Below are 20,333 nucleotides of genomic sequence, written 5' to 3' on the forward strand. Positions count from 1 at the left end.
TACGATTGGCTAGATGTCAAGATTTTTCACGTAGTGCGCGTTTTCTTCGATAAAGGCCCGTCTTGGTTCGACGCGATCCCCCATCAGCATTTCAAAAATTTGATCGGCTTCAATGGCATCATCTACGCTGACCCGCAGCATCATCCGATTGTCAGGATCCATCGTGGTTTCCCATAACTGGTGGTCATCCATTTCCCCTAGACCTTTGTATCGTTGAACTGTTGGTTTTGGTGTCGCAGGTAGTGATTCAATCGTATTTTTCAAATCTTGTTCGGCATTCTTGCCGGGTTGGATATAATGGATATTTTTCCCTTGTTTGACACCGTACAATGGCGGTTGTGCGATATAGACATAACCGGCTTCAACGATGGGACGCATATAACGATAGAACAGCGTCAAGAGTAGGGTCCGGATATGGGCACCATCGACATCGGCATCGGTCATGATGACTAGCTTGTGGTAACGGGCTTTTGCTACATCAAAATCAGCACCAAACCCGGTACCCATTGCCGTAAACAATGAACGGATCTCTTCGTTTGCTAGGATTTTGTCCATGCTGGCTTTTTCGACATTTAAAATCTTCCCACGGATCGGTAAGATCGCTTGGAATTCCCGACTGCGGCCTTGTTTTGCTGAACCGCCGGCAGAATCTCCTTCGACGATAAACAATTCGCATTTTTCTGGATCATTACTGGAACAGTCGGCTAATTTCCCAGGTAAGTTACTGATTTCTAACGCACCTTTTCGGCGAGTCATTTCCCGGGCACGTTTGGCTGCTTGACGGGCTTTTGATGCCAAAAGTCCTTTTTCCACGACTTGACGACCCACATTCGGGTTTTCCATCAAGAATTTCGTGAAATGTTCGGAAAAGAGACGATCGGTGACTGTCCGCACTTCGGAATTTCCTAATTTGGTTTTCGTTTGTCCCTCAAACTGAGGATCTGGATGCTTGATGGAGATAACCGCCGTCAAGCCTTCCCGAACATCTTCTCCGGTCAGGTTTTCGTCGTTTTCTTTCATCAATTTTGACTTGCGGGCGTAATCATTGATCACCCGGGTCAAGGCAGTCTTAAACCCGAATTCATGGGTTCCGCCTTCATAGGTATGGATGTTGTTGGCAAAACTTAGCAGGTTGCTATGGTAGCTATCGGTATATTGCATGGAGACTTCAACCGTGATTCCTTGTTGTTCTCCTTCTAAATAGATCGGATCTGGGAAAATCACTGTTTTACTCGCATTCAAATGCTCCACATAGCTCTTGATCCCGCCGTCGTAATGATATTCTTTCAAAACGGGTTTTTCTTCCCGTTTGTCTTCGATCGAGATTTTTAAACCACGGTTCAAGAAGGCTAATTCCCGAACCCGCGTCGCTAATTTATCAAAATTGAATTCCGTTGTTTCCGTAAAGATCTCTGGATCTGGAACAAAGTGGACGGTCGTTCCGTGGCGGTCGGTTTCATCGATCACTTTTAAGTCATCAACGACTGCTCCACGATGGTATTCTTGATAATACACTTTGCCTTCTTTATAGACTTTTACGTCTAAAGTCGTGGACAACGCATTAACGACGGAGGAACCTACCCCATGAAGTCCGCCGGAAACCTTGTAGCCGCCGCCGCCAAATTTCCCGCCGGCATGCAGGATCGTAAAGACGGTTTCTACCGCTGGACGGCCTGTCTTGGCTTGGATATCAACGGGGATCCCCCGACCGTCATCGACGACCGTAATGCTATTATCTGGTTCAATGATCACTTGAATACTTGAGGCAAAGCCTGCTAGTGCTTCGTCGATCGAGTTATCGACGATTTCCCATACTAAGTGGTGCAAACCTTCTGAACTGGTAGAACCAATGTACATCCCAGGTCGTTTGCGGACGGCTTCTAGTCCTTCCAGCACTTGGATCTGACTGGCATCATAGGCTTTCGCACGTTCAACTAAGCTTTTTTCTTCTTCTGTCATTCAGTCTATTCTCCTTTAATATGTCCTTGCTCTACATAAAAAATCTCTGCTTCCACAGACATTTTGTCTTTTACATGTTCTAATGTCGTTGTTGTCAGAAAGGTCTGAACTTTTCCTTCAATGGTTTCCAATAAATGCAGTTGTCGGGAATCATCCAGCTCACTCATGACATCATCTAATAAAAGGACGGGATATTCCCCTGTTTCTTCTTTCATCAAATCGATTTCTGCCAATTTGACACTTAGGGCCGTTGTTCGCTGCTGTCCTTGCGAACCAAAGGTCTGAACATTTTTCTCATTGATCAAAAAATCCAGATCGTCTCGATGGGGGCCTGCCAACGTGACTTGCCGAAATCGTTCACGGTCTTTGACTTGTGCCAAGGCTTTGACAAATTGCTGTTGGATCTCCTCCAGCGAGGTCGCCTCACCGGGCACATTTGATAAATAGTCGATCTGCAATGTTTCTTTTCCTTGGCTGATCTTTTGGTGCAGCTGATTTGCCCAATACGCCAAGCGCTGAACAAACCGTTGTCTGGCTAAAATGATTTTACTGCCGAAAGCCACCAGCTGTTCCGTCAAAACATCTAAATAGATCTCATCGGTCTGTTTTTTTTCATTCAGCTGTTTTAAGTATTGATTGCGCTGTTTCAAAACGGATTGGTATTGAACGAGATCATAGAGATAAATTGGATCGATCTGCCCAATTTCCATATCGAGAAATTTGCGGCGGACTTGGGGACTTCCTTTTACAAGGGAGAGGTCTTCTGGAGCAAATAAAATGACATTCAGCTGCCCTATGTAACTACTGAGCTTTTTTTGCTCAATGTGGTTTACTTTCGTTTTTCGTCCTTTTTTTGACAAAAACAGTTCTAACGGGATCGTTGAGCGTCCCCGACTGACACTGCCAGAGATCCGCGCACCTTCCGTGTCCCAACGGATAAGTTCTTGCTCGCTGGAGGTGCGGTGGCTTTTGGTCATCGCCAATACATAGATACTTTCTAAAATATTGGTTTTTCCTTGCGCATTTTCGCCTAAAAAAATGACCAGACCTTTCTCAAAAGTCAGTGTCAGCGAATCATAGTTCCGATAATTGCTTAAATGCAACTCATTCAGCCGCATCTGCGTCTTCCTTCTTCACCATAAAAAAAGTACCTTCATCAGGTAGCTCAACACGCATTCCCGCATACAATTTGCGCCCTCGTCGATTTTCCGGCTCGCCGTCGACAAAAACGGTGTGCTCTGCAAGGTACCATTTCGCTTGGCCGCCGCTGCTGATCACACTGACTTCTTTGAGCATTTGTCCAAGTGTCATATATTCCGTTTCTAACGGTATTTGCATTTTCATAATTCCCCTCAATTCTATCAAAGAGCGTTTAGCTCTATTATACTCTTTTTTTGCCAAGAAAACAAATTCATCGGCATATTTTTCATTCTCAGAAGACTTACTGCTTTTAGACAAAAAAGAAGCCAAAATAGAAAAAAGGGCTTAAAAACGATTTTAAGCCCTTTTAACTCATTTATTCATTTTCAGATGATTGTTTCAACTTTTTTCAAAAGACATGAAAAACTAGTTGGTCCGCACCGGTGTGATCAGCTGGATAAAGCTGCCTTTGCTCTCTGTTGGCTCCAATGTAAAGGGACGGATCGCTGAGATAAAGCGGATCACGATGCTGGTGTCACCAAAGGCTCGTAGTGCTGCTTTCATATAGTCAGGATTGAAAGAGATCTCTAATGGGTCGCCGGTCACTTTTTCAAAAGAAAGATCTTCTTCCACTTTCCCGATTTCTGGTGAGTTTCCATATAAGACAACGGCTTCTTCGGAGATCGCCAAACGAACGATGTTGTTACGGCCTTCATGGGAAAGCAATGACGCCCGTTCGATAGCCTGTAACAATTCTGGCACAGAAAATTCAATTTCAGTATTGAAGCTTGAAGGGATCAGACGGTTGGTATCTGGGTAAGTTCCTTCCAATAAACGAGAATAGAATTTCATAGTTTTCGTTTGGAACAATACTTGGTTATCCATAATGCTGATTTGGATCGCTTCTTCTTCATCCGTTAAGGAACGAGAAAGTTCCGTTAGGCTTTTGCCGGGAATCACGATATTGAAGGCTGTTTCCCCGCTTTCCAAGGGAATCACCCGTTGACTCAAACGGTGTGAGTCCGTCGCAACAGCTAATAATTTTTGATTTTCTAAGACAAAGTGGACCCCAGTTAAGATTGGACGGCTTTCGTGTTGCGAAACCGCAAAGACCGTTTCACTAACAACCTTATTCAACACGTGCGCTGGAATCTCGATCGAATCTTGACTTTCGACAACTGGTAAATGTGGATAACTATCGGCATCCAAGCCGTTGACGGTAAAGTTGGCTTTTCCAGAAGTGATCGCTACTTGATTATTGTCTAAAACTTCTAACGTTAAGGTACTTTCAGGCAAACGACGAACGATTTCGCTGAAGAAACGTGCTTGTAAAACGATTGCTCCTGTTTTTTCGATTTGCATTTGCGCTTTTTCGTTTTCCACACTTAAAAAAGTTTCAATGGAAATATCGGCATTGCTCCCAGTCATGGTCAATCCTTTTTCTGAAAGGGACAATTTTACTCCGGTTAAGATCGGGATGGTGGTTTTGGTTGAAATCGCCCGTTGGACAGTTTGTAATTCTTGCATGAACTCTGTTCGGTTTAAAGTTAGCTTCATAGCGATACTCCTTTAATTTATAGTTATTAAATAAAAGTAATAGTAGTAATAGGCTTGTTAGTAATGTGGATAACTCGAGAAAAGAGTGATTAGACTAACGAAAATGCCTGTGAATAACTTGTGGACAACTTTTTTGGTTCTTCTTTTCTTATCCACAGATCAGCTGAAGAGAATTTGTTTGATTTCAGCGATCTCATTTTTGATCGTGGGATCTGTTTCGACTAAATGCTGAATTTTTTCATGGGCATGAATGACCGTGGTATGGTCTTTGCCACCAAATTCGCCGCCGATTTTTGGTAAAGAACTATCGGTTAATTCTCGAGAGAGATACATCGCGATCTGCCGTGGGACAACGATGCCTTTGACCCGTTTTTTCCCTTTTAGATCATTGACATGAATGTGATAGTATTTTGCGACTTCTTCTTGGATCTGCAAAATCGAAACTTGGGTCGAGCCATGGCTTGATTTCAAGGCTTTGATGGCTTCAGCTGCCAAGCTGGTTGTAATGTCTGAGTTTTGCATCGTAGCAAAAGCTTGCACCCGCACGAGTGCTCCTTCAAGTTCCCGGATATTTGAATCGATCTGTCCAGCGATATAACTTAACGTATCGTCGGGGATCTCCAAACGTTCGGCTTCGGCTTTTTTCCGCAAAATCGCAGTCCGCGTCTCTAGATCCGGCGGGGTGATATCAACGGACAAGCCCCAAGCAAAACGGGAAACCAAACGTTCTGGTAAAGTCGGGATCTCATTTGGCAAACGATCACTTGTGAGGACGATCTGTTTATTATTGCGATACAGTTCTTCGAAGGTATTAAAGAATTCTTCTTGGGTTCCTTCTTTATTGACTAAGAATTGAATATCATCCACTAGCAAAAGATCAACATTGCGGTATTCGTTTCGAAAATCTTCCATTTTGTTCTTTTGAATAGAAGTAATGAAATCATTGGTGAAATTTTCACTACTAACATACTTGATTTTGGCATTGGGACGTTTTAGCAACATTTGATGACCGATCGCATGCATCAAGTGGGTTTTCCCTAAACCAACGCCACCATAGAAGAACAGCGGATTATAAATAGACCCAGGATCTTCTGCAACAACTAAAGCAGCAGCGTGGGCCATCTGATTGCCTTTCCCGATGACAAAGGTATCAAATGTGTATTTTTCATTTAAGATCGATTTCGGCGGCCGCTCGTTTTCTTTTGCAGCTGTTTGAATAGTAGAAGGGGCTGTTTTTAAAGCTTCTGCTTCTTCGACAGTCACAAAACTAGGAATCAATTCTTCACCAGTTTTCATAAATCCCATTTCAACAATTTTGGCAGCTAGATTTTTTTCCCAATAAGATTTATGAAGATCGCTGGGTACTTCGATCAGCAGCTGATTTTTTTCAAACGACAAGACATTGGCAGTCTCGATCCAAGCACTATAACTGGCCGGATTCAGCTCTTCTTTAAAGGAACGTTGAAGATCTTGCCAAATAGAATCAGCAGATGGCATAAATTGTCCTCCTATAACTAAGAATAGATATAACTAAAATAGCACGGATTGAAAAAGTTTTCCACAGATTACGATAAAAAAGGTTAGAAAAAAATACTTTTCCACAAAACGGGATAAAAGAAAAAAGGAAATGCACATGTTCGAAAATGCACTATCCACAGGTTGAAAAAGAATGTGCATAACTAGAAAAAAATCTCTCTTATCCACAGATCTATGTGAAGATCACGCCTTGATAATACTAGGTTTTAGGGGAGTTATCAACAGCTGGAAAAGCGATTGTGGAAAACTTTTCTACAGGCTGTTTGTTTGTGGAAAAAGTCAAACTAACTCTGGGGAAAAAGTTATCCACAAAAATTAGCTGTAAACAGCAAACCCACACAAATCAAGGGAATTGTGGATAAAGAATGGTCGATTTTGAGCAAACTTCTTATTGACAAACTAGTACTTGACTCGTTATACTATCAAAGTATGTCTGTGCGCATAAGCATTATCCTGATGGAGGTGGAAATAAATGAAAAGAACGTATCAACCAAATAAACGTAAACGTCAAAAAGTTCACGGATTCCGTAAACGTATGAGTACAAAAAATGGACGTCGTGTTTTAGCTAGCCGTCGTCGTAAAGGCAGAAAGGTTATTTCTGCGTAAGCCACTGAATGCCAGTGGTTTTTTTTTATGCCGTTTTTGCGGAATATAGTGTCTGACTTTTGGCAAATATGGTATTATTGACAGGTGAGTGGTTACGGATTCAATCCGTTTCGCGAAGCTTAATTGAAAGAAGTGAAGGAACCGAAGATGAGAAAATCCTATCGAGTAAAAACAGAGCAAGATTTTCAAAAAGTTTTTCAGGCAGGAAATTCTTTTGCAAATCGGAAGTTCGTGGTGTATGTCTTACCTAAAGAGCAATCACATTTTCGAGTTGGTTTATCTGTAGGAAAAAAAGTCGGTAATGCAGTGAAGCGAAATGAGGTCAAACGCAAGATTCGTGCGAGCTTAACGGAAATGAAGCCGCGAATCGAACCAGCGATCGATTTTATTGTGATCGCCCGTCCAAGTATCGCCACTTGTTCCTCAAAGGAAATCTACTCGAATTTAGAGCATGTCTTAAAGCTTGCCAAAATTATTCATTAATGGAAAGGAATTAGTTACGTGAAAAAAGGGAAACGCGTCTTACTATTTTTGGGAGTTCTCTCATTAGTAGTTGTCTTATCTGCCTGCGGTGCAACAGGTGAAGTAAATGCACAAAGTACCGGTCTATGGGATCGTTACATCGTTTATTATTTTGCAGAGGCGATCAAAGCCCTCTCCTTCGGCAATGCCGGGATCGGGATCATCCTCTTTACATTGATCATCCGGGTCATTTTGATGCCGTTGATGCACTTTCAAACCAAAAGCATGCGCAAAACGCAAGAATTACAACCGAAGCTAAAAGCGCTGCAGCAGCAATATGCGTCAAAAGATACAGAAACACAAAGCAAGTTAAAAGAAGAAACACAACGTTTGTATGCGGAAAACAATGTCAATCCCTATGCCGGCTGTCTACCATTATTGGTACAAATGCCGATTTTGATGGCCTTGTGGCAATCGATCTCACGGGTTCCTGCTCTGCAAGAAGGAAAATTCTTATGGCTGCAGCTGGGTGATCGTGACCCATACTTCATCTTGCCGATTTTAGCGGCGCTCTTTACTTTTGCAAGTACCTACTTATCAAGTATGAGCCAAGTGGAATCAAATGCGAGTTTGAAAATCATGAATTTCGCTATGCCGATGATGATCTTACTGATGGGGATCAACATTGCCAGCGGTCTTTCCTTGTACTGGGTTGTTTCTAATGCATTCCAAGTCTTGCAAACAATGATCTTAAATAACCCATTCAAGATTCGCCAAGAAAGAGAAGAAGCCGCCCGCAAAGAACGCGAGCGTGAACGAGCCCTGAAAAAAGCAATGAGTCCTAAAAAGAAACGGAAAAAATAAGAGGAGGTTGCACTGCAATGCCGATTTATGAAAATCTGACAGTAGCTGAAGCAATTCAAGAGGGATTGCAAGTCCTTGGTATCACCAAAGATCAAGCAGTAATCGAAGTCCTGGATGAAGGAAAAAAAGGCTTCTTGGGGCTAGGAAAAAAACAAGCACGGGTCTCCATTGAAAAAAGAATCGTTGAAGAACCGGCACCCGTTGAAGAAGTACCAGCAAAACCGCTGGTAGAACCAGATCCTGTGACGACAGAGGATGCAAGCAGTGTGATGGAGGCGGCCGCGAGCGAACCTGTTTTGCTGACGGATCTTTCAGATGAGGAAGCACTGGCTCAGTTGGGACTCTATCTGACAAATATTTCAAAAGCATTGAATGCACCTGCCTTAGTAAAAACCGCTCGTCAAGACGGCGTGATCATCTTTCAATTAGAAACGCAAAAACAAGGCATTTTGATTGGGAAGCACGGCAAAACCTTGAATGCACTGCAATATTTGGCGCAAGTTTATATTCATCGCATCGCGAAAAACAAATTGTCGATCGTTGTGAATGTCGGGGATTACCGTGAAAAACGTCAAGCGATCTTAGAACGTTTGGCCAGCCGTACTGCTGAAAAAGTCAAACGAACAGGCCGCCCGGTCTTTTTAGAGCCGATGCCGGCGTTTGAAAGAAAGCAGATCCATTCCGTATTGAGTAAAGATGCGTATGTTCAAACTCATTCTGAAGGGGATGAACCGTATCGCTACTTAGTAGTGGAACCTGCGGACAAACGAATTTAATGAAAAAAGGGAAAGGCGGTCTGACAAGCCTTTCCCTTTTTTGATGGGAAAAAGCGATTGACAACAAATTTAAAACCAAGTATCCTTGACTAGAAATCATTCTTATCAAAGTCAACATACGTTACGTAGGTCAGCCTTTGGTATCAAAAAAGAGTCCGTATGCCGCGGACTCTTTTTTGTATTTCGTTGTTCAAAGGGGCAATTAGCCGCCAATGGTTGATTGAGTAAATTGAACCACCGTACCATAGGCAAAGATCTCAAGGTAGGTTTTGTCGCCTTCGACGATGCGGTCGTGTTCGAAATGACAGTTGATCACTGCATTCGCACCGTAGCTGTGAGCTGTTTCTTTTAAGCGATAGGTCACATCTGCCAAAAGATCGTTCAAATTCACAGATGTATCAAATAGATCTACTTCGATTTTGTCTGCCGCAAAGACGATATCCCGCACGACATAAGGCCGATTCACGTTTCCTGTCGATAAAATGATTTCTTTAATGCGGGCAGCACTGTTTGATGATTTGATGGTTTCCATAATAGATCCCTCTTTTCTTATTCTTTGCTTTTATTTTAAAGGTTTTTGCGGACAGATGCAAAATTTAAAAGTTTTTGAAGGAAGCTTGCGACTCGCGCAAAAATGTGCTAATCTATTTCCAGAATTTAATTGACAAGCAGTCAAAGTGCTAAGTCTACTCGTTTTTATTGATTTTCAATCAATTTGACGGGTGGAGTGGGCACTTTTTTTATGTGAAAAAATAGGAGGAGCATGCAACATGGCGAATATTACGCAAGAATTTGATACGATTGCCGCAATTTCCACCCCGCCAGGCGAAGGGGCCATCAGTATTGTGCGATTAAGCGGGGAAGAAGCAATCGCAATTGCGGATCGGATTTTTCAAGCAGGCACTAAAACCCTCGCCCAAGTCCCTAGTCATACGATTCATTATGGTCATATCGTGGACCCAGAAGAAAACCGTTTGATGGATGAAGTGATGCTTTCAGTGATGAAAAAGCCGCGGACCTTTACCCGAGAAGATGTCGTTGAGATCAACTGTCACGGCGGGATCGTTGTCGTCAATCAACTCTTGCAACTGGTTTTACGACAAGGCGCACGTTTGGCTGAGCCGGGGGAATTCACGAAGCGGGCCTTTTTAAATGGACGGGTTGATCTTTCTCAAGCCGAGGCGGTGATGGACCTGATTCGTGCTAAGACCGATAAGGCGATGAATCTCGCTGTCAATCAGCTGGATGGCAATCTTTCCCACTTGATTCGGACCTTACGCCAAGAGATCTTAGAGACGTTGGCGCAAGTTGAAGTGAATATCGATTACCCTGAATACGATGATGTGGAAGAATTGACGACCCGCTTATTGTTAGAAAAGGCCACGATGGTCAAAGGGCAGATCCAAGCCTTATTAGCAACTGCCCAACAAGGAAAAATTTTGCGAGAAGGCCTGAGTACTGCGATCATCGGTCGGCCGAATGTCGGTAAATCCAGCTTATTGAACCATTTATTAAGGGAAGAAAAAGCTATCGTAACAGACATTGCTGGTACGACTCGAGATGTCATTGAAGAGTATGTCAATGTTCGCGGGGTACCGTTGAAACTGATCGATACGGCTGGTATCCGCGAAACGGAAGATGTCGTTGAGAAAATTGGGGTCGAACGCAGCCGCAAAGCACTGGCAGAAGCGGAGTTGATTTTGCTGGTTCTCAACCAAAGCGAAGGATTGACCCAGGAAGACAAACAATTGCTGGAGCTGACTGCTGGCAGCCGTCGGATCATCTTATTGAATAAGACCGACCTTGAGCCAAAACTAGCGCCCGCTGAATTAGCGCAGTACGCAGCAGATGAACCGATTTTTTCTGTCTCTGTATTGACCAACGAAGGCTTGGATCAACTGGAACAAGCCATTGCCGATCTATTCTTTGGGGGGAAAACCACCGACAAGGATGCTTCCTATCTTTCTAACACCCGCCACATTGCCTTATTAGAAAATGCCGTTCAGTCGTTGTCTGAGGTCATCCAAGGGATCGAAGCAGGAATGCCTGTCGACTTGGTTCAAATCGATATGACACGTTGCTGGGACTATCTAGGAGAAGTTGTCGGCGACAGTGTCCAAGATGAGTTGATCACCCAATTATTTAGTCAGTTTTGTTTAGGAAAATAAAGAATGCGCCACTGGCGTAAAAAGGAGAACACCATGCAAGAATATCAAGCAGAAAGTTATGACGTGATCGTTGTTGGTGCCGGCCATGCCGGATCAGAAGCTGCCTTAGCAGCCAGCCGAATGGGGGCAAAAACCCTTTTACTGACCATCAACTTAGACATGGTCGCATTCATGCCTTGTAATCCCTCCGTCGGCGGACCAGCAAAAGGCGTCGTGGTGCGCGAAATCGATGCTTTAGGCGGAGAAATGGGCAAAAATATCGATAAAACCTACATCCAAATGCGGATGCTCAATACAGGAAAAGGTCCCGCAGTGCGGGCTTTGCGGGCGCAAGCCGATAAACATGCCTATGCGGCTGAAATGAAACGAACGATCGAAAAAGAAGCCAATCTAACACTGCGCCAAGGGATCGTTGAAAAGCTGATCGTTGAAGAAGGCGAATGCCGTGGCGTCGTGACATCTACAGGCGCTCGTTACCAAGCCCAAGCTGTAGTGATCACTGCAGGAACAGCGTTGCGAGGGGAGATCATCATTGGAGAGTTGAAGTATTCTTCTGGTCCAAACAACTCCCAGCCATCGATTGGATTAGCCGATCATTTGAAAGAGCTTGGTCTAGAGATCGCTCGTTTTAAAACCGGTACACCACCGCGGGTCAAATCCAGCACCATCAACTATGAGGTAACGGAGATCCAGCCTGGCGATGAACAACCGAATCACTTTAGTTACAGCACACCCGATGAAGCCTACAATCAAAACCAAGAACCTTGCTGGTTGACCTATACGAACGAAGGAACGCACCAAATCATCAACCAGAATTTACATCGGGCGCCGATGTTTACAGGGATCGTCGAAGGGGTAGGTGCCCGTTATTGTCCATCCATCGAAGACAAAATCGTGCGTTTTGCAGACAAATCTCGTCACCAACTATTCTTGGAGCCAGAAGGATTGAACACCGAAGAAGTGTATGTTCAAGGGCTTTCTACTTCTATGCCAGAAGACGTCCAAGTCCAAATGCTGCATTCCATCGCAGGTTTAGAAAAAGCGGAAATGATGCGGACGGGCTACGCCATTGAATATGATGTCGTGGTACCTCATCAATTGCGTCCAACATTAGAAACCAAAGTCATCGAAAACCTCTTTACGGCAGGACAAACCAACGGAACCAGCGGCTATGAAGAAGCGGCCGGTCAAGGCTTGATTGCCGGCATCAATGCCGCTTTGAAAATTCAAGGCAAAGAACCTTTCATTATGAAACGCAGCGACGGTTATATCGGTGTGATGATCGATGATTTGGTGACCAAAGGAACCAATGAACCATACCGTTTATTGACCTCTCGTGCCGAATACCGCTTATTGCTGCGTCATGATAATGCCGATCTGCGTTTGACCGAAGTGGGACATCAAATTGGGCTCGTCCCAGAAGCGCAATACGAAGCATATGTAGCGAAAAAAGAAGCTGTTGAAGCAGAAATCAAACGCTTGTCTAAAATCCGCATCAAACCAACGCCAGAAGTACAAGCATATTTGACTGCCAAAGGGACGGCCACCTTGAAAGATGGCGTTTTAGCAAATGAATTCTTGCGCCGGCCTGAAGTGACGTATGCGGAAATGCTGCAATTTATCGAAGCCAATGAAGCATTGAAGCCAAAAGAGATCGAACAAGTCGAGATCCAAATCAAATACGAAGGTTATATTAAAAAAGCCCTCGAAAAAGTGGAGAAACTCAAACGGATGGAAGCCAAACGCATTCCTGAAAACATCGACTATGCCGCTATCAATGGCTTGGCAACAGAAGCCAAACAAAAACTGCAAAAAATCCAACCCGAAACCATCGCCCAAGCGAGCCGTATCAGCGGAGTAAACCCAGCTGATATTAGTATTTTGATGGTGTATATCGAACAAGGGAAGATTGCAAAGGTTAACTAAAGACGGTTAATATTCTTTGAAAAACCAATTTATAAATGGTAAATACAGTGTCAAAAGCCCGCTACGAGAGTAACTCGCAGCGGGCTTTTTGTGTTAGCAATTGAATTATTCAACTTTTTCAATCGTAGTGGTTCCCCAATTCATGATGTTGCTGAGATGGACATAGCCATCGTACAAATTCAAGAAAATTGAGAAGGCACAGACGATATAGATCAATACATAAAAATTATTGGCCTTTTTGTTACGCCATAAGACAAAGCCATCTAAAATCAAACCTAATGGAAAGAGAAATGAGCCGATTCCAGCTAACAGTAGCAAGAGCAGACTTTCATCTTTTTCCGTTGCCATCGTTCTTTGGAGTAACGACAATTTTTCTTTTTTGTCGTTGATCTCTTGATTATTGGTTTCGATCCGCTCTTTTAACGCTTCGTTTTCCCGCAAGAGCTCATCAATCGAGACTTGATAGAGATCGCTCAACAAAATCAAATTCTCAATATCTGGATAGCCGCGCCCGTTTTCCCATTTTGAAATCGACTGGCGTGAAATCTGTAATTTTTCTGCGACTGCTGTTTGCGACAATCCGGAAGACTCGCGACAGCTTTTTAATTGTTCTGCTAAAGCCAATGTATGCTCCTATCTGCTATTTAACAACTAGCTTCCCATTTGAGATCGTGGTTACGACACTCCCATTGGTAGTGATTATACCTGCTTTTTGCTTAAACGTACAGGTGGCTTTAGTGGACGTGTGAGTTAATGAACTAGAAGTGATACTTCCTCTGTGAGCAACTAAACTTAAATTCGAAGTGCCTGTAAATTGATTGCGGCTATTGACCGTGACATTGTAACTAGCGGTCCAATTACCGGTGGATGTTTTTGACACGCGATACGTTCCTGCTGCCAGATTTGCCCGGAATGACGGCAATTTTTCAATGGTCAAAATCAACTCGTTGCCTTCTTCATCTACGGTGATCAGCTGCTCATAGGGACTATCTGATGCTAAGTCGTAAACGAGTTCAGGTTCTTCCACTGTTTGGGCGGCAGCTGGGAGAGCAAAGAAGAAACAAATAAAAATAAACGGCACAAAAAATAATTTTTTCACAAATACCACTCCTTGTACTTTTGATAGTTTAAGTATACAAGGTTTGGCTAGTTAAAGAAAGCACAAGCTAATTTGCAACGGCAACGGATGGTTTACAGTTGTTGCTAGAGCAGCATTTTATAGGCTTATTTTTTAGGATGTCGAGAAATTTTAAAAGTAATGGTTCATTCAAAAGGTCTTCGTTTTTTAGGTTTCTGACAATGAAACGTTGTTTTTTAAAAGAAACGTTAAAGAAGCGGTTGCTTTAGTTTTAACCAAACCTAGCTGTAAAAGGAAACAAAAAAGCGAAAGAGAAGGTAACGTTTCGCGCCGTTAAAACGACAAACGTAAGACCTCCTTCCACTTTTCTGCGGCCAATTTTATTCTCCTAAATCAATATCCTTTTGATGGTCGCCGTCTTTCTTATAAACGTTCACCACGGATTCTTTGTTTTCGGCGATTTCTTTGGCACGGGCGATGGCATCTGCTTTCTTGTCGAAATGGTCACTGGCACGTTTTGCCCCTTTGGAACGGACTTGCCATTGGTCCTCTTCATACACAACTTCTACATCCGCATCCATTAATTTTTTCGCATTCTTATTGGTTTGATGGGCATCATCTTTTTGCGGATTTTTCTCTTTCTGAAAAGCTTTCTTCTCCTCTTCATCTGCATTGTCATACCATTTTTCTGCTTGACTCGTGGCGATCGGGATCGCCCGATCATCGGAATAGCCATCGGCTAGCAAGGCATTGGCGATATCGATCGCTTTTTTACGAACTAAGGGGTCTAAATTCTTCATTGACGCAGGATAATCACGGACATTCCAAGGCATTGTTTGTTTCCTCCTTTTTGTTGATCCAAGGTCATTTTCTTAGGGGTTCCCTTTTACAGGTACCACCAGTTACTACTCATTAGTTTACGCCCTTCTATAAAAAAGGGAAATCATTTGCTTTTGGTCAAAAATGAGGGCACTTTCTTTTTTCATTTTCTAATAAACGAGGATTTATTTTTGTTAACAAAGCGTTATATTTCCCAAAAAAAAATGAATGGTTTAGAATTTTATTATAGAGAAAAGGAGGACGTAAGAATGAGTGAACCTATTTTGACTGATCCACGGGAACTTTATCACACGGGTAAATACAGCAAACAGGAACAAGATACGCCTGCTTTACAAGAAGAAATGCGACCAAAACCTGATTGTGGTGAAGACTCTTATGAGGGAAGTCAGCAGTTAGAAAACCGGCGGGTACTGATTACCGGTGGGGATTCTGGGATCGGACGAGCAGCAGCGATTGCCTTCGCTCGTGAAGGAGCAGACATTGCCCTGCACTTTTTCCCAGGAGAAGAAGAAGATGCCGAAGAAGTTGCAGGGTACATCAAAGAAGCCGGACGCAAAGTGATTTTGCTACCCTATGATCTGCGAGACGAAGCGGCACCACAAGAGATCGTTGACAAAGCGGTAGCAGCATTAGGTGGGTTAGATACATTAGTATTGAACGCAGCACAGCAAATCACGCGGCCATCGATTGCAGAATTACCGATTGAACAAGTGAAAGACACCTTTATGGTAAACATTATCTCAATGTTTGCATTAGTGAAAGCAGCTGAGCCACACTTACCGGCTGGGGGAGCGATCGTGACAACGACTTCTGTCCAAGCCTTTAGTCCAAGCGCCCATTTAATGGATTATGCGGCAACCAAATCGGCGATCGCCAGTTTTACAGTCAGCTTGGCGAAACAATTTGCTGAAAAAGGGATTCGGGTCAATGGGGTAGCCCCAGGACCAATCTGGACACCATTACAGTTAGATCATGGCCAACCGCAAGACAAGCTGCCTGAATTTGGTCAGCAAGCATTACTGGAGCGGGCAGGACAACCAGCTGAGCTGGCACCCGTCTATGTCTTTTTAGCTTCCAATAAAGCTAGCTATGTGACAGCACAGATTTATGGTGTTACCGGCGGAGAAGCCATCAACTTGTAAGCTTATCAAAAAATCGGAGAAAAAGGAGGAGGTGTCCTATGAGTAAATGGTGGAAAATCGTATCAATCATCGTTTCGTTGATCTTTATCACTGTCTTATTACCAATCGTTTTAATGAGTAATCCTTACATGCAGCTGCCATTTGGTTTGGACAGCAGAGGCAATGTCGTCACGTATTTCTTTGACAACTTGTTTATGCGTCAATATATGTTTTGGGTAGCCGTTGTTTTAATCGCCGTATTCTTGATCGTGATCTTAGTCGTGCTGTTTTATCCAAAAACCAAAACAACCTTTGTTTTGAAAGAGGATAAGGGCGCATTGACGATCGATAAGAAAGCGATCGAAGGACTTGTACGTACGAAAGTAAATGAAAAAGAATTTGTTGAAGGACCAAAAGTTCATGTCAAGGCGACCAAAAATCGAATTTTAATCAAAATCAAAGGCCGCTTGAAACGGACGTCTGCCTTAGTTGGCAAAACCGAAAACTTAATGGCGGAAATCCAACAAGATGTCCAACGAGTGCTTGGCTCAAGTGAAAAAGTCAAAGTCGAAGTCAATTACGCGAATTTTGAACAAAATGAGACTCCGGAAAACCCGCGAGTAGAATAGGAGGGCTATGATGAACGAACTACAACAATACAAAATCCCATTGATTTTTGGAGCAATCGGCCTTGTTCTGGCTGTGTTGTTTGTAACGATCGGTTTTTTCAAAACATTGCTGATTCTACTCCTAACAGGTTTGGGTTTTGCGCTAGGATTGTATCTCCAACGTACCGGTATCATCGACGAATTTTTTAACCAACAATAACGTATTTTATAGGAGGAATTTTTAATGAATAACGATAAAAACGAATTAAACAATGAAAAAAATGTCAGTGCACATCCAGATCCAGTGGTTCCCAACACCAATCATCAAGCCAATGAAAATGCGATTCCAATGACTGAATCACCTGATCCAGTGGTACCAAATGCTGAAAAAGCAGTAGCAGGACAACAAAATGGACCAAAACCAGGGGATCATCCAGCACCAGGAAATCCAGATCCAGCCGGACATCATCCAGCACCGCCAAAACCTGGCCACAACGATTTTGAAGGACCAACCGGGGATGCACCCGTTCATGGTTCATTGACCTATGATGACAAAGTGATCCAAAAAATTATCGGAATTGCATTAGAAAATGTAGATGGCCTGTTGACGGTCGATGGTGGTTTCTTCTCTAATATTGCTGAAAAATTAGTTAATACAGACAATGTGACTGCCGGTATCAATACTGAAGTTGGGAAAAAACAAGTAGCCGTTGATTTAGATATCGTGGTTGAATACGACCGCAACATCCCAGAAATCGCTGAACAAGTCAAAGAAGTCATTCAAAAAGAAGTAACGACAATGACCCAATTAGAAGTGATCGAAGTCAACATCAACGTTGTGGATGTGAAAACAATCGCTGAATACGAAGAGGAACAAGAAACGGTTCAAGACAAAGTAACGTCAGCTGCTTCTAAAACCGGCGACTTTGCTTCACGTCAAACCAACAAAGCCAAACATGCGGCTTCCCGCGCGTCTGATCGTATCGAAGAATACAACGAACCTCGCGTGAAATAAAAAAGTTTCATATGAAACAAAAACAAGCATTGATCCTGAGATCAATGCTTGTTTCTTTGAGAAAAAAGCTGACCAGCAGGGTTGGCAGCCTTGCTGGTCAAGGAAAAATGAAAAAAGTTTTTTGGATTGAAATGAGTATAATTTCTATGCCTTAAACCAACCTTAAAGCCCCAGTTAAAAAATAGTAAATTCTCCTAGAAAGCAATCTCTGGCTATTGCATCGCACTGCTTTTTGCGTTAAAGTAGGAACTAGTCTGTGAAACATTTTTCTGTTTCACAAAATAGAAAGGATTCGTTATGCTACCTGAAGAATTTCATGAAGAATTACGCAAAAACGGGATCGTTTTAACCGAAGAACAAATGGAAAAATTCGCTGTCTATTTCGAGCGTTTAGTCGAATGGAATCAGAAGATGAATCTAACCGCAATCACGGAAAAATCAGAAGTGTATTTAAAGCATTTCTACGATTCTGTTTCCTTAGCTTTTGAAACCGCCTTTGACCCGCAAAGTCATTTGTGCGATGTCGGTTCAGGTGCTGGCTTTCCAAGTATTCCACTAAAAATCGTGTTTCCTGAATTAGAAGTGACGATCGTCGACTCTTTAAATAAGCGCATCACCTTTTTACAAACTCTTGTGACGGATCTACAATTGGAAAATGTCCACTTGTACCATGACCGTGCAGAAACATTTGGTCAAAACCCGCAATTTCGTGGGCAATTCGATTATGTGACCGCTCGAGCGGTTGCCCGTTTGAATGTGTTAACGGAACTCTGTGTGCCATTGGTGAAAAAAGCAGGCTATTTTTATGCGCTCAAAGCTGCCAAAAGCGAGGAAGAACTGGTTGAAGCCAAACCAGCGATCTCACTCTTAGGCGGCAAATTTATTGAAGAAAAAAGCTTTACCTTACCGGTCAGCGGCGATGAACGCCATCTTTTGATCATTCAAAAGAAAAAAGAAACGCCAAAGAAATACCCCCGCAAACCGGGAATGCCAGCGAAACAACCAATTAAATAGGAGGAAAATCAATGGCCCGTATTATTTCTGTTGCAAACCAAAAAGGCGGCGTAGGCAAAACCACCACAACGGTGAACCTAGGTGCGTCCTTAGCATTTGTCGGCAAAAAAGTGTTACTCGTAGATATTGATGCCCAAGGCAACGCCACAAGTGGTGTCGGCATTCGCAAACCAGATGTGGAACAAGACATCTATGATGTATTAGTCAATGAAACACCGATCGTTGAAGCGATTTTACCTAGCAGCCGAGAAAACTTGGATATCGTTCCAGCGACGATCCAATTAGCTGGTGCGGAAATTGAATTGACCTCCATGATGGCACGGGAATCTCGATTGAAATCGGCTTTGAATGAAATCAAAGAACAATACGATTATATCTTTATCGATTGCCCGCCATCTTTAGGTCATTTGACGATCAATGCCTTTACCGCCAGTGATTCGATTTTGATCCCAGTCCAATGTGAGTACTATGCATTGGAAGGGCTGAGCCAACTATTGAATACCGTGCGTTTAGTACAAAAACATTTTAACCCTGAGTTAGAGATCGAAGGGGTCTTACTGACGATGTATGATGCCCGCACGAACTTAGGCGCGGAAGTCGTGGAAGAAGTCCGCCGCTATTTCCAAGAAAAAGTATACGAAACCATTATTCCGCGGAATATCCGGTTGTCTGAAGCACCTAGTCATGGATTGTCGATCATTGATTATGATCCACGCTCAAAAGGAGCCGAAGTCTATCAGACGTTAGCAAAGGAAGTGTTAGCCCGTGAAGAATAAAGGGAAAGGATTAGGGCGTGGGATCGATGCGTTGTTTCAAGACCTGCAAGGGTTAGAAGAAGTCGATATCAAGACAGAAAAAGTCGTTGAACTGCCTTTAAACGAATTAAGACCCAACCCTTATCAACCGCGAAAAACCTTTGATGAGCTTTCATTACAAGAACTAGCCAATTCGATCCAACATTCGGGGGTCTTTCAACCGATCATCGTGCGGCAATCATCCGTCAAAGGCTATGAGATCATTGCTGGTGAACGCCGGTTTCGAGCATCCAAATTAGCTGGCAAGGAAACGATCCCAGCCATCATCCGCAATTTTGATGAAGAAGCGATGATGCAAGTCGCCGTTTTAGAAAACTTGCAGCGGGAAGATTTAAATCCTTTAGAAGAAGCAGAAGCCTATGACATGCTGATGAAGAACTTGAAATTGACCCAAGCACAAGTCGCTGAACGTTTAGGGAAAAGCCGCCCGTATATCGCCAATTATTTGCGGTTACTGTCCTTGCCGAAACTCGTCAAAGAAATGGTTCAAGATGACCGTTTGTCTATGGGGCAAGCCCGGACATTATTAGGCTTGAAAAACAAAGAACAGATCTTAAAATTAGCCAATCGTTGTGTCAAAGAAAATCTGACAGTCCGCCAATTAGAACAAATGGTCGCTGAGATGAACGACACGAAAAACGAAAAGAAAAAAGTGCCGCGTCTGATTCGGGAAAAACCGTACTATTTACGAGAAAGCGAAGAACGGTTGATGGATAAATTCGGCACGAATGTCGAGATCCGCGAAAAAGAAGGCAAAGGAAAAATCGAGATCGAATACCTGTCACAAAAAGATTTAACCCGTATTTTAGATTTATTGAACATTCAATTTGATGAAGCTTGAGGTGAT

Annotated in this window: 23 protein-coding genes; 14 read left to right on the top strand and 9 right to left on the bottom strand. The window is 43.1% G+C overall.

Translation table 11 applies throughout. The features are described 5' to 3' along the window. Window positions 1–9 precede the first annotated feature (9 nt). From gyrB to dnaA, 5 genes are all read right to left on the bottom strand, one after another. Entirely contained in the window at window positions 10–1,959 is a 1,950-nt protein-coding gene (gyrB, locus tag IGI89_RS04955; RefSeq protein WP_005232922.1) for a DNA topoisomerase (ATP-hydrolyzing) subunit B, read from the bottom strand. 5 nt (window positions 1,960–1,964) lie between these two features. Continuing rightward, window positions 1,965–3,077 (bottom strand): DNA replication/repair protein RecF, encoded by a 1,113-nt coding sequence (gene recF / locus IGI89_RS04960; RefSeq protein ID WP_005232923.1) that lies wholly within the window; start codon window positions 3,075–3,077, stop codon window positions 1,965–1,967. Then, complete coding sequence (yaaA, locus tag IGI89_RS04965; protein WP_008376781.1) at window positions 3,064–3,303, bottom strand: S4 domain-containing protein YaaA; 240 nt, start codon at window positions 3,301–3,303, stop codon at window positions 3,064–3,066. Before yaaA ends, recF begins: the two co-directional genes overlap by 14 nt. Window positions 3,304–3,525: 222 nt before the next feature. Then, window positions 3,526–4,656, bottom strand: coding sequence for a DNA polymerase III subunit beta (dnaN, locus tag IGI89_RS04970; RefSeq protein ID WP_005226354.1), 1,131 nt, complete (start codon window positions 4,654–4,656; stop codon window positions 3,526–3,528). Between the two features lie 159 nt (window positions 4,657–4,815). Continuing rightward, entirely contained in the window at window positions 4,816–6,153 is a 1,338-nt protein-coding gene (dnaA, locus tag IGI89_RS04975) for a chromosomal replication initiator protein DnaA (protein WP_005232925.1), read from the bottom strand. Between the two features lie 511 nt (window positions 6,154–6,664). On the opposite strand from dnaA, the gene rpmH reads away from it, so the two are divergent. The 4 genes from rpmH (at window position 6,665) to jag (ending at window position 8,901) form a co-directional block, all read left to right on the top strand. Continuing rightward, a complete protein-coding gene (rpmH, locus tag IGI89_RS04980) occupies window positions 6,665–6,799 on the top strand; it encodes a 50S ribosomal protein L34 (RefSeq protein WP_002356012.1) in 135 nt (44 codons plus the stop codon). A gap of 147 nt (window positions 6,800–6,946) precedes the next feature. Beyond that, window positions 6,947–7,282: a ribonuclease P protein component gene (rnpA, locus tag IGI89_RS04985; RefSeq protein WP_008376940.1), complete on the top strand. Its 336-nt coding sequence runs from the start codon at window positions 6,947–6,949 to the stop codon at window positions 7,280–7,282. Window positions 7,283–7,300: 18 nt separating this feature from the next. Next, window positions 7,301–8,125: a YidC/Oxa1 family membrane protein insertase gene (locus IGI89_RS04990; RefSeq protein ID WP_008376942.1), complete on the top strand. Its 825-nt coding sequence runs from the start codon at window positions 7,301–7,303 to the stop codon at window positions 8,123–8,125. A 17-nt stretch (window positions 8,126–8,142) separates the two neighbouring features. Continuing rightward, window positions 8,143–8,901, top strand: coding sequence for an RNA-binding cell elongation regulator Jag/EloR (jag, locus tag IGI89_RS04995; RefSeq protein WP_008376943.1), 759 nt, complete (start codon window positions 8,143–8,145; stop codon window positions 8,899–8,901). 202 nt (window positions 8,902–9,103) lie between these two features. On the opposite strand, the gene IGI89_RS05000 is transcribed toward jag, so the two are convergent. Next, window positions 9,104–9,433, bottom strand: a complete 330-nt coding sequence (locus IGI89_RS05000; protein WP_005226284.1) for a heavy metal-binding domain-containing protein — start codon at window positions 9,431–9,433, stop codon at window positions 9,104–9,106. Between the two features lie 238 nt (window positions 9,434–9,671). Here IGI89_RS05000 and mnmE point away from each other — a divergent pair, with 238 nt between their 5' ends. Together mnmE and mnmG are read left to right on the top strand one after the other, a co-directional pair. Continuing rightward, window positions 9,672–11,069, top strand: coding sequence for a tRNA uridine-5-carboxymethylaminomethyl(34) synthesis GTPase MnmE (gene mnmE / locus IGI89_RS05005; protein WP_034859087.1), 1,398 nt, complete (start codon window positions 9,672–9,674; stop codon window positions 11,067–11,069). A 33-nt stretch (window positions 11,070–11,102) separates the two neighbouring features. Beyond that, the gene (gene mnmG, locus IGI89_RS05010; RefSeq protein ID WP_008376950.1) at window positions 11,103–12,995 is read left to right on the top strand and encodes a tRNA uridine-5-carboxymethylaminomethyl(34) synthesis enzyme MnmG; all 1,893 of its coding nucleotides are present in this window, start codon (window positions 11,103–11,105) and stop codon (window positions 12,993–12,995) included. A gap of 105 nt (window positions 12,996–13,100) precedes the next feature. Here mnmG and IGI89_RS05015 read toward each other — a convergent pair whose 3' ends face one another. From IGI89_RS05015 to IGI89_RS05025, 3 genes are all read right to left on the bottom strand, one after another. Next, window positions 13,101–13,619, bottom strand: a complete 519-nt coding sequence (locus IGI89_RS05015) for a helix-turn-helix domain-containing protein (RefSeq protein WP_005232932.1) — start codon at window positions 13,617–13,619, stop codon at window positions 13,101–13,103. Window positions 13,620–13,635: 16 nt separating this feature from the next. After that, window positions 13,636–14,103 carry a DUF5626 family protein gene (locus IGI89_RS05020; RefSeq protein ID WP_005232933.1) on the bottom strand — a complete coding sequence of 156 codons (468 nt, stop codon included), beginning with the start codon at window positions 14,101–14,103 and terminating at the stop codon, window positions 13,636–13,638. A 350-nt stretch (window positions 14,104–14,453) separates the two neighbouring features. Continuing rightward, a complete protein-coding gene (locus IGI89_RS05025; protein ID WP_438735389.1) occupies window positions 14,454–14,906 on the bottom strand; it encodes a DUF2188 domain-containing protein in 453 nt (150 codons plus the stop codon). Window positions 14,907–15,161: 255 nt separating this feature from the next. On the opposite strand from IGI89_RS05025, the gene IGI89_RS05030 reads away from it, so the two are divergent. From IGI89_RS05030 to IGI89_RS05065, 8 genes are all read left to right on the top strand, one after another. Continuing rightward, window positions 15,162–16,055, top strand: a complete 894-nt coding sequence (locus tag IGI89_RS05030; RefSeq protein ID WP_008376956.1) for an SDR family oxidoreductase — start codon at window positions 15,162–15,164, stop codon at window positions 16,053–16,055. Window positions 16,056–16,093: 38 nt separating this feature from the next. Beyond that, complete coding sequence (gene amaP, locus IGI89_RS05035; RefSeq protein ID WP_438735390.1) at window positions 16,094–16,663, top strand: alkaline shock response membrane anchor protein AmaP; 570 nt, start codon at window positions 16,094–16,096, stop codon at window positions 16,661–16,663. A 7-nt stretch (window positions 16,664–16,670) separates the two neighbouring features. Further along, window positions 16,671–16,862, top strand: a complete 192-nt coding sequence (locus tag IGI89_RS05040) for a DUF2273 domain-containing protein (protein WP_005226258.1) — start codon at window positions 16,671–16,673, stop codon at window positions 16,860–16,862. Window positions 16,863–16,886: 24 nt separating this feature from the next. Next, window positions 16,887–17,657 (top strand): Asp23/Gls24 family envelope stress response protein, encoded by a 771-nt coding sequence (locus tag IGI89_RS05045; protein ID WP_005232937.1) that lies wholly within the window; start codon window positions 16,887–16,889, stop codon window positions 17,655–17,657. Between the two features lie 11 nt (window positions 17,658–17,668). Beyond that, on the top strand, window positions 17,669–17,812 hold the full coding sequence (locus IGI89_RS05050) for a hypothetical protein (protein ID WP_005232938.1): 144 nt from the start codon (window positions 17,669–17,671) through the stop codon (window positions 17,810–17,812). A 142-nt stretch (window positions 17,813–17,954) separates the two neighbouring features. Then, complete coding sequence (gene rsmG / locus IGI89_RS05055) at window positions 17,955–18,671, top strand: 16S rRNA (guanine(527)-N(7))-methyltransferase RsmG (RefSeq protein WP_005226256.1); 717 nt, start codon at window positions 17,955–17,957, stop codon at window positions 18,669–18,671. Window positions 18,672–18,682: 11 nt separating this feature from the next. After that, window positions 18,683–19,447 carry a ParA family protein gene (locus IGI89_RS05060; protein ID WP_005226255.1) on the top strand — a complete coding sequence of 255 codons (765 nt, stop codon included), beginning with the start codon at window positions 18,683–18,685 and terminating at the stop codon, window positions 19,445–19,447. Further along, complete coding sequence (locus IGI89_RS05065; protein ID WP_005226254.1) at window positions 19,437–20,327, top strand: ParB/RepB/Spo0J family partition protein; 891 nt, start codon at window positions 19,437–19,439, stop codon at window positions 20,325–20,327. The genes IGI89_RS05060 and IGI89_RS05065 overlap by 11 nt, the downstream gene beginning before the upstream one ends. Window positions 20,328–20,333: the final 6 nt, after the last annotated feature.

It is taken from the genome of Enterococcus sp. AZ141, assembly GCF_051714385.1.
Classification (GTDB): Bacteria; Bacillota; Bacilli; order Lactobacillales; family Enterococcaceae; genus Enterococcus_D; species Enterococcus_D entomosocium.

What these genes read in the sequence shown, in the direction of transcription:
- IGI89_RS05025 (WP_438735389.1), bottom strand. Translation starts at nt 14,906, where the DNA reads ATGCCTTGGAATGTCCGTGATTATCCTGCGTCAATGAAGAATTTAGAC.
- rsmG (WP_005226256.1), top strand. Translation starts at nt 17,955, where the DNA reads ATGCTACCTGAAGAATTTCATGAAGAATTACGCAAAAACGGGATCGTT.
- IGI89_RS05000 (WP_005226284.1), bottom strand. Translation starts at nt 9,433, where the DNA reads ATGGAAACCATCAAATCATCAAACAGTGCTGCCCGCATTAAAGAAATC.
- gyrB (WP_005232922.1), bottom strand. Translation starts at nt 1,959, where the DNA reads ATGACAGAAGAAGAAAAAAGCTTAGTTGAACGTGCGAAAGCCTATGAT.
- dnaN (WP_005226354.1), bottom strand. Translation starts at nt 4,656, where the DNA reads ATGAAGCTAACTTTAAACCGAACAGAGTTCATGCAAGAATTACAAACT.
- IGI89_RS05060 (WP_005226255.1), top strand. Translation starts at nt 18,683, where the DNA reads ATGGCCCGTATTATTTCTGTTGCAAACCAAAAAGGCGGCGTAGGCAAA.
- rnpA (WP_008376940.1), top strand. Translation starts at nt 6,947, where the DNA reads ATGAGAAAATCCTATCGAGTAAAAACAGAGCAAGATTTTCAAAAAGTT.
- IGI89_RS05050 (WP_005232938.1), top strand. Translation starts at nt 17,669, where the DNA reads ATGAAACAAAAACAAGCATTGATCCTGAGATCAATGCTTGTTTCTTTG.
- IGI89_RS05040 (WP_005226258.1), top strand. Translation starts at nt 16,671, where the DNA reads ATGATGAACGAACTACAACAATACAAAATCCCATTGATTTTTGGAGCA.
- dnaA (WP_005232925.1), bottom strand. Translation starts at nt 6,153, where the DNA reads ATGCCATCTGCTGATTCTATTTGGCAAGATCTTCAACGTTCCTTTAAA.
- yaaA (WP_008376781.1), bottom strand. Translation starts at nt 3,303, where the DNA reads ATGAAAATGCAAATACCGTTAGAAACGGAATATATGACACTTGGACAA.
- mnmE (WP_034859087.1), top strand. Translation starts at nt 9,672, where the DNA reads ATGGCGAATATTACGCAAGAATTTGATACGATTGCCGCAATTTCCACC.
- IGI89_RS05030 (WP_008376956.1), top strand. Translation starts at nt 15,162, where the DNA reads ATGAGTGAACCTATTTTGACTGATCCACGGGAACTTTATCACACGGGT.
- IGI89_RS05045 (WP_005232937.1), top strand. Translation starts at nt 16,887, where the DNA reads ATGAATAACGATAAAAACGAATTAAACAATGAAAAAAATGTCAGTGCA.
- amaP (WP_438735390.1), top strand. Translation starts at nt 16,094, where the DNA reads ATGAGTAAATGGTGGAAAATCGTATCAATCATCGTTTCGTTGATCTTT.
- rpmH (WP_002356012.1), top strand. Translation starts at nt 6,665, where the DNA reads ATGAAAAGAACGTATCAACCAAATAAACGTAAACGTCAAAAAGTTCAC.
- mnmG (WP_008376950.1), top strand. Translation starts at nt 11,103, where the DNA reads ATGCAAGAATATCAAGCAGAAAGTTATGACGTGATCGTTGTTGGTGCC.
- recF (WP_005232923.1), bottom strand. Translation starts at nt 3,077, where the DNA reads ATGCGGCTGAATGAGTTGCATTTAAGCAATTATCGGAACTATGATTCG.
- jag (WP_008376943.1), top strand. Translation starts at nt 8,143, where the DNA reads ATGCCGATTTATGAAAATCTGACAGTAGCTGAAGCAATTCAAGAGGGA.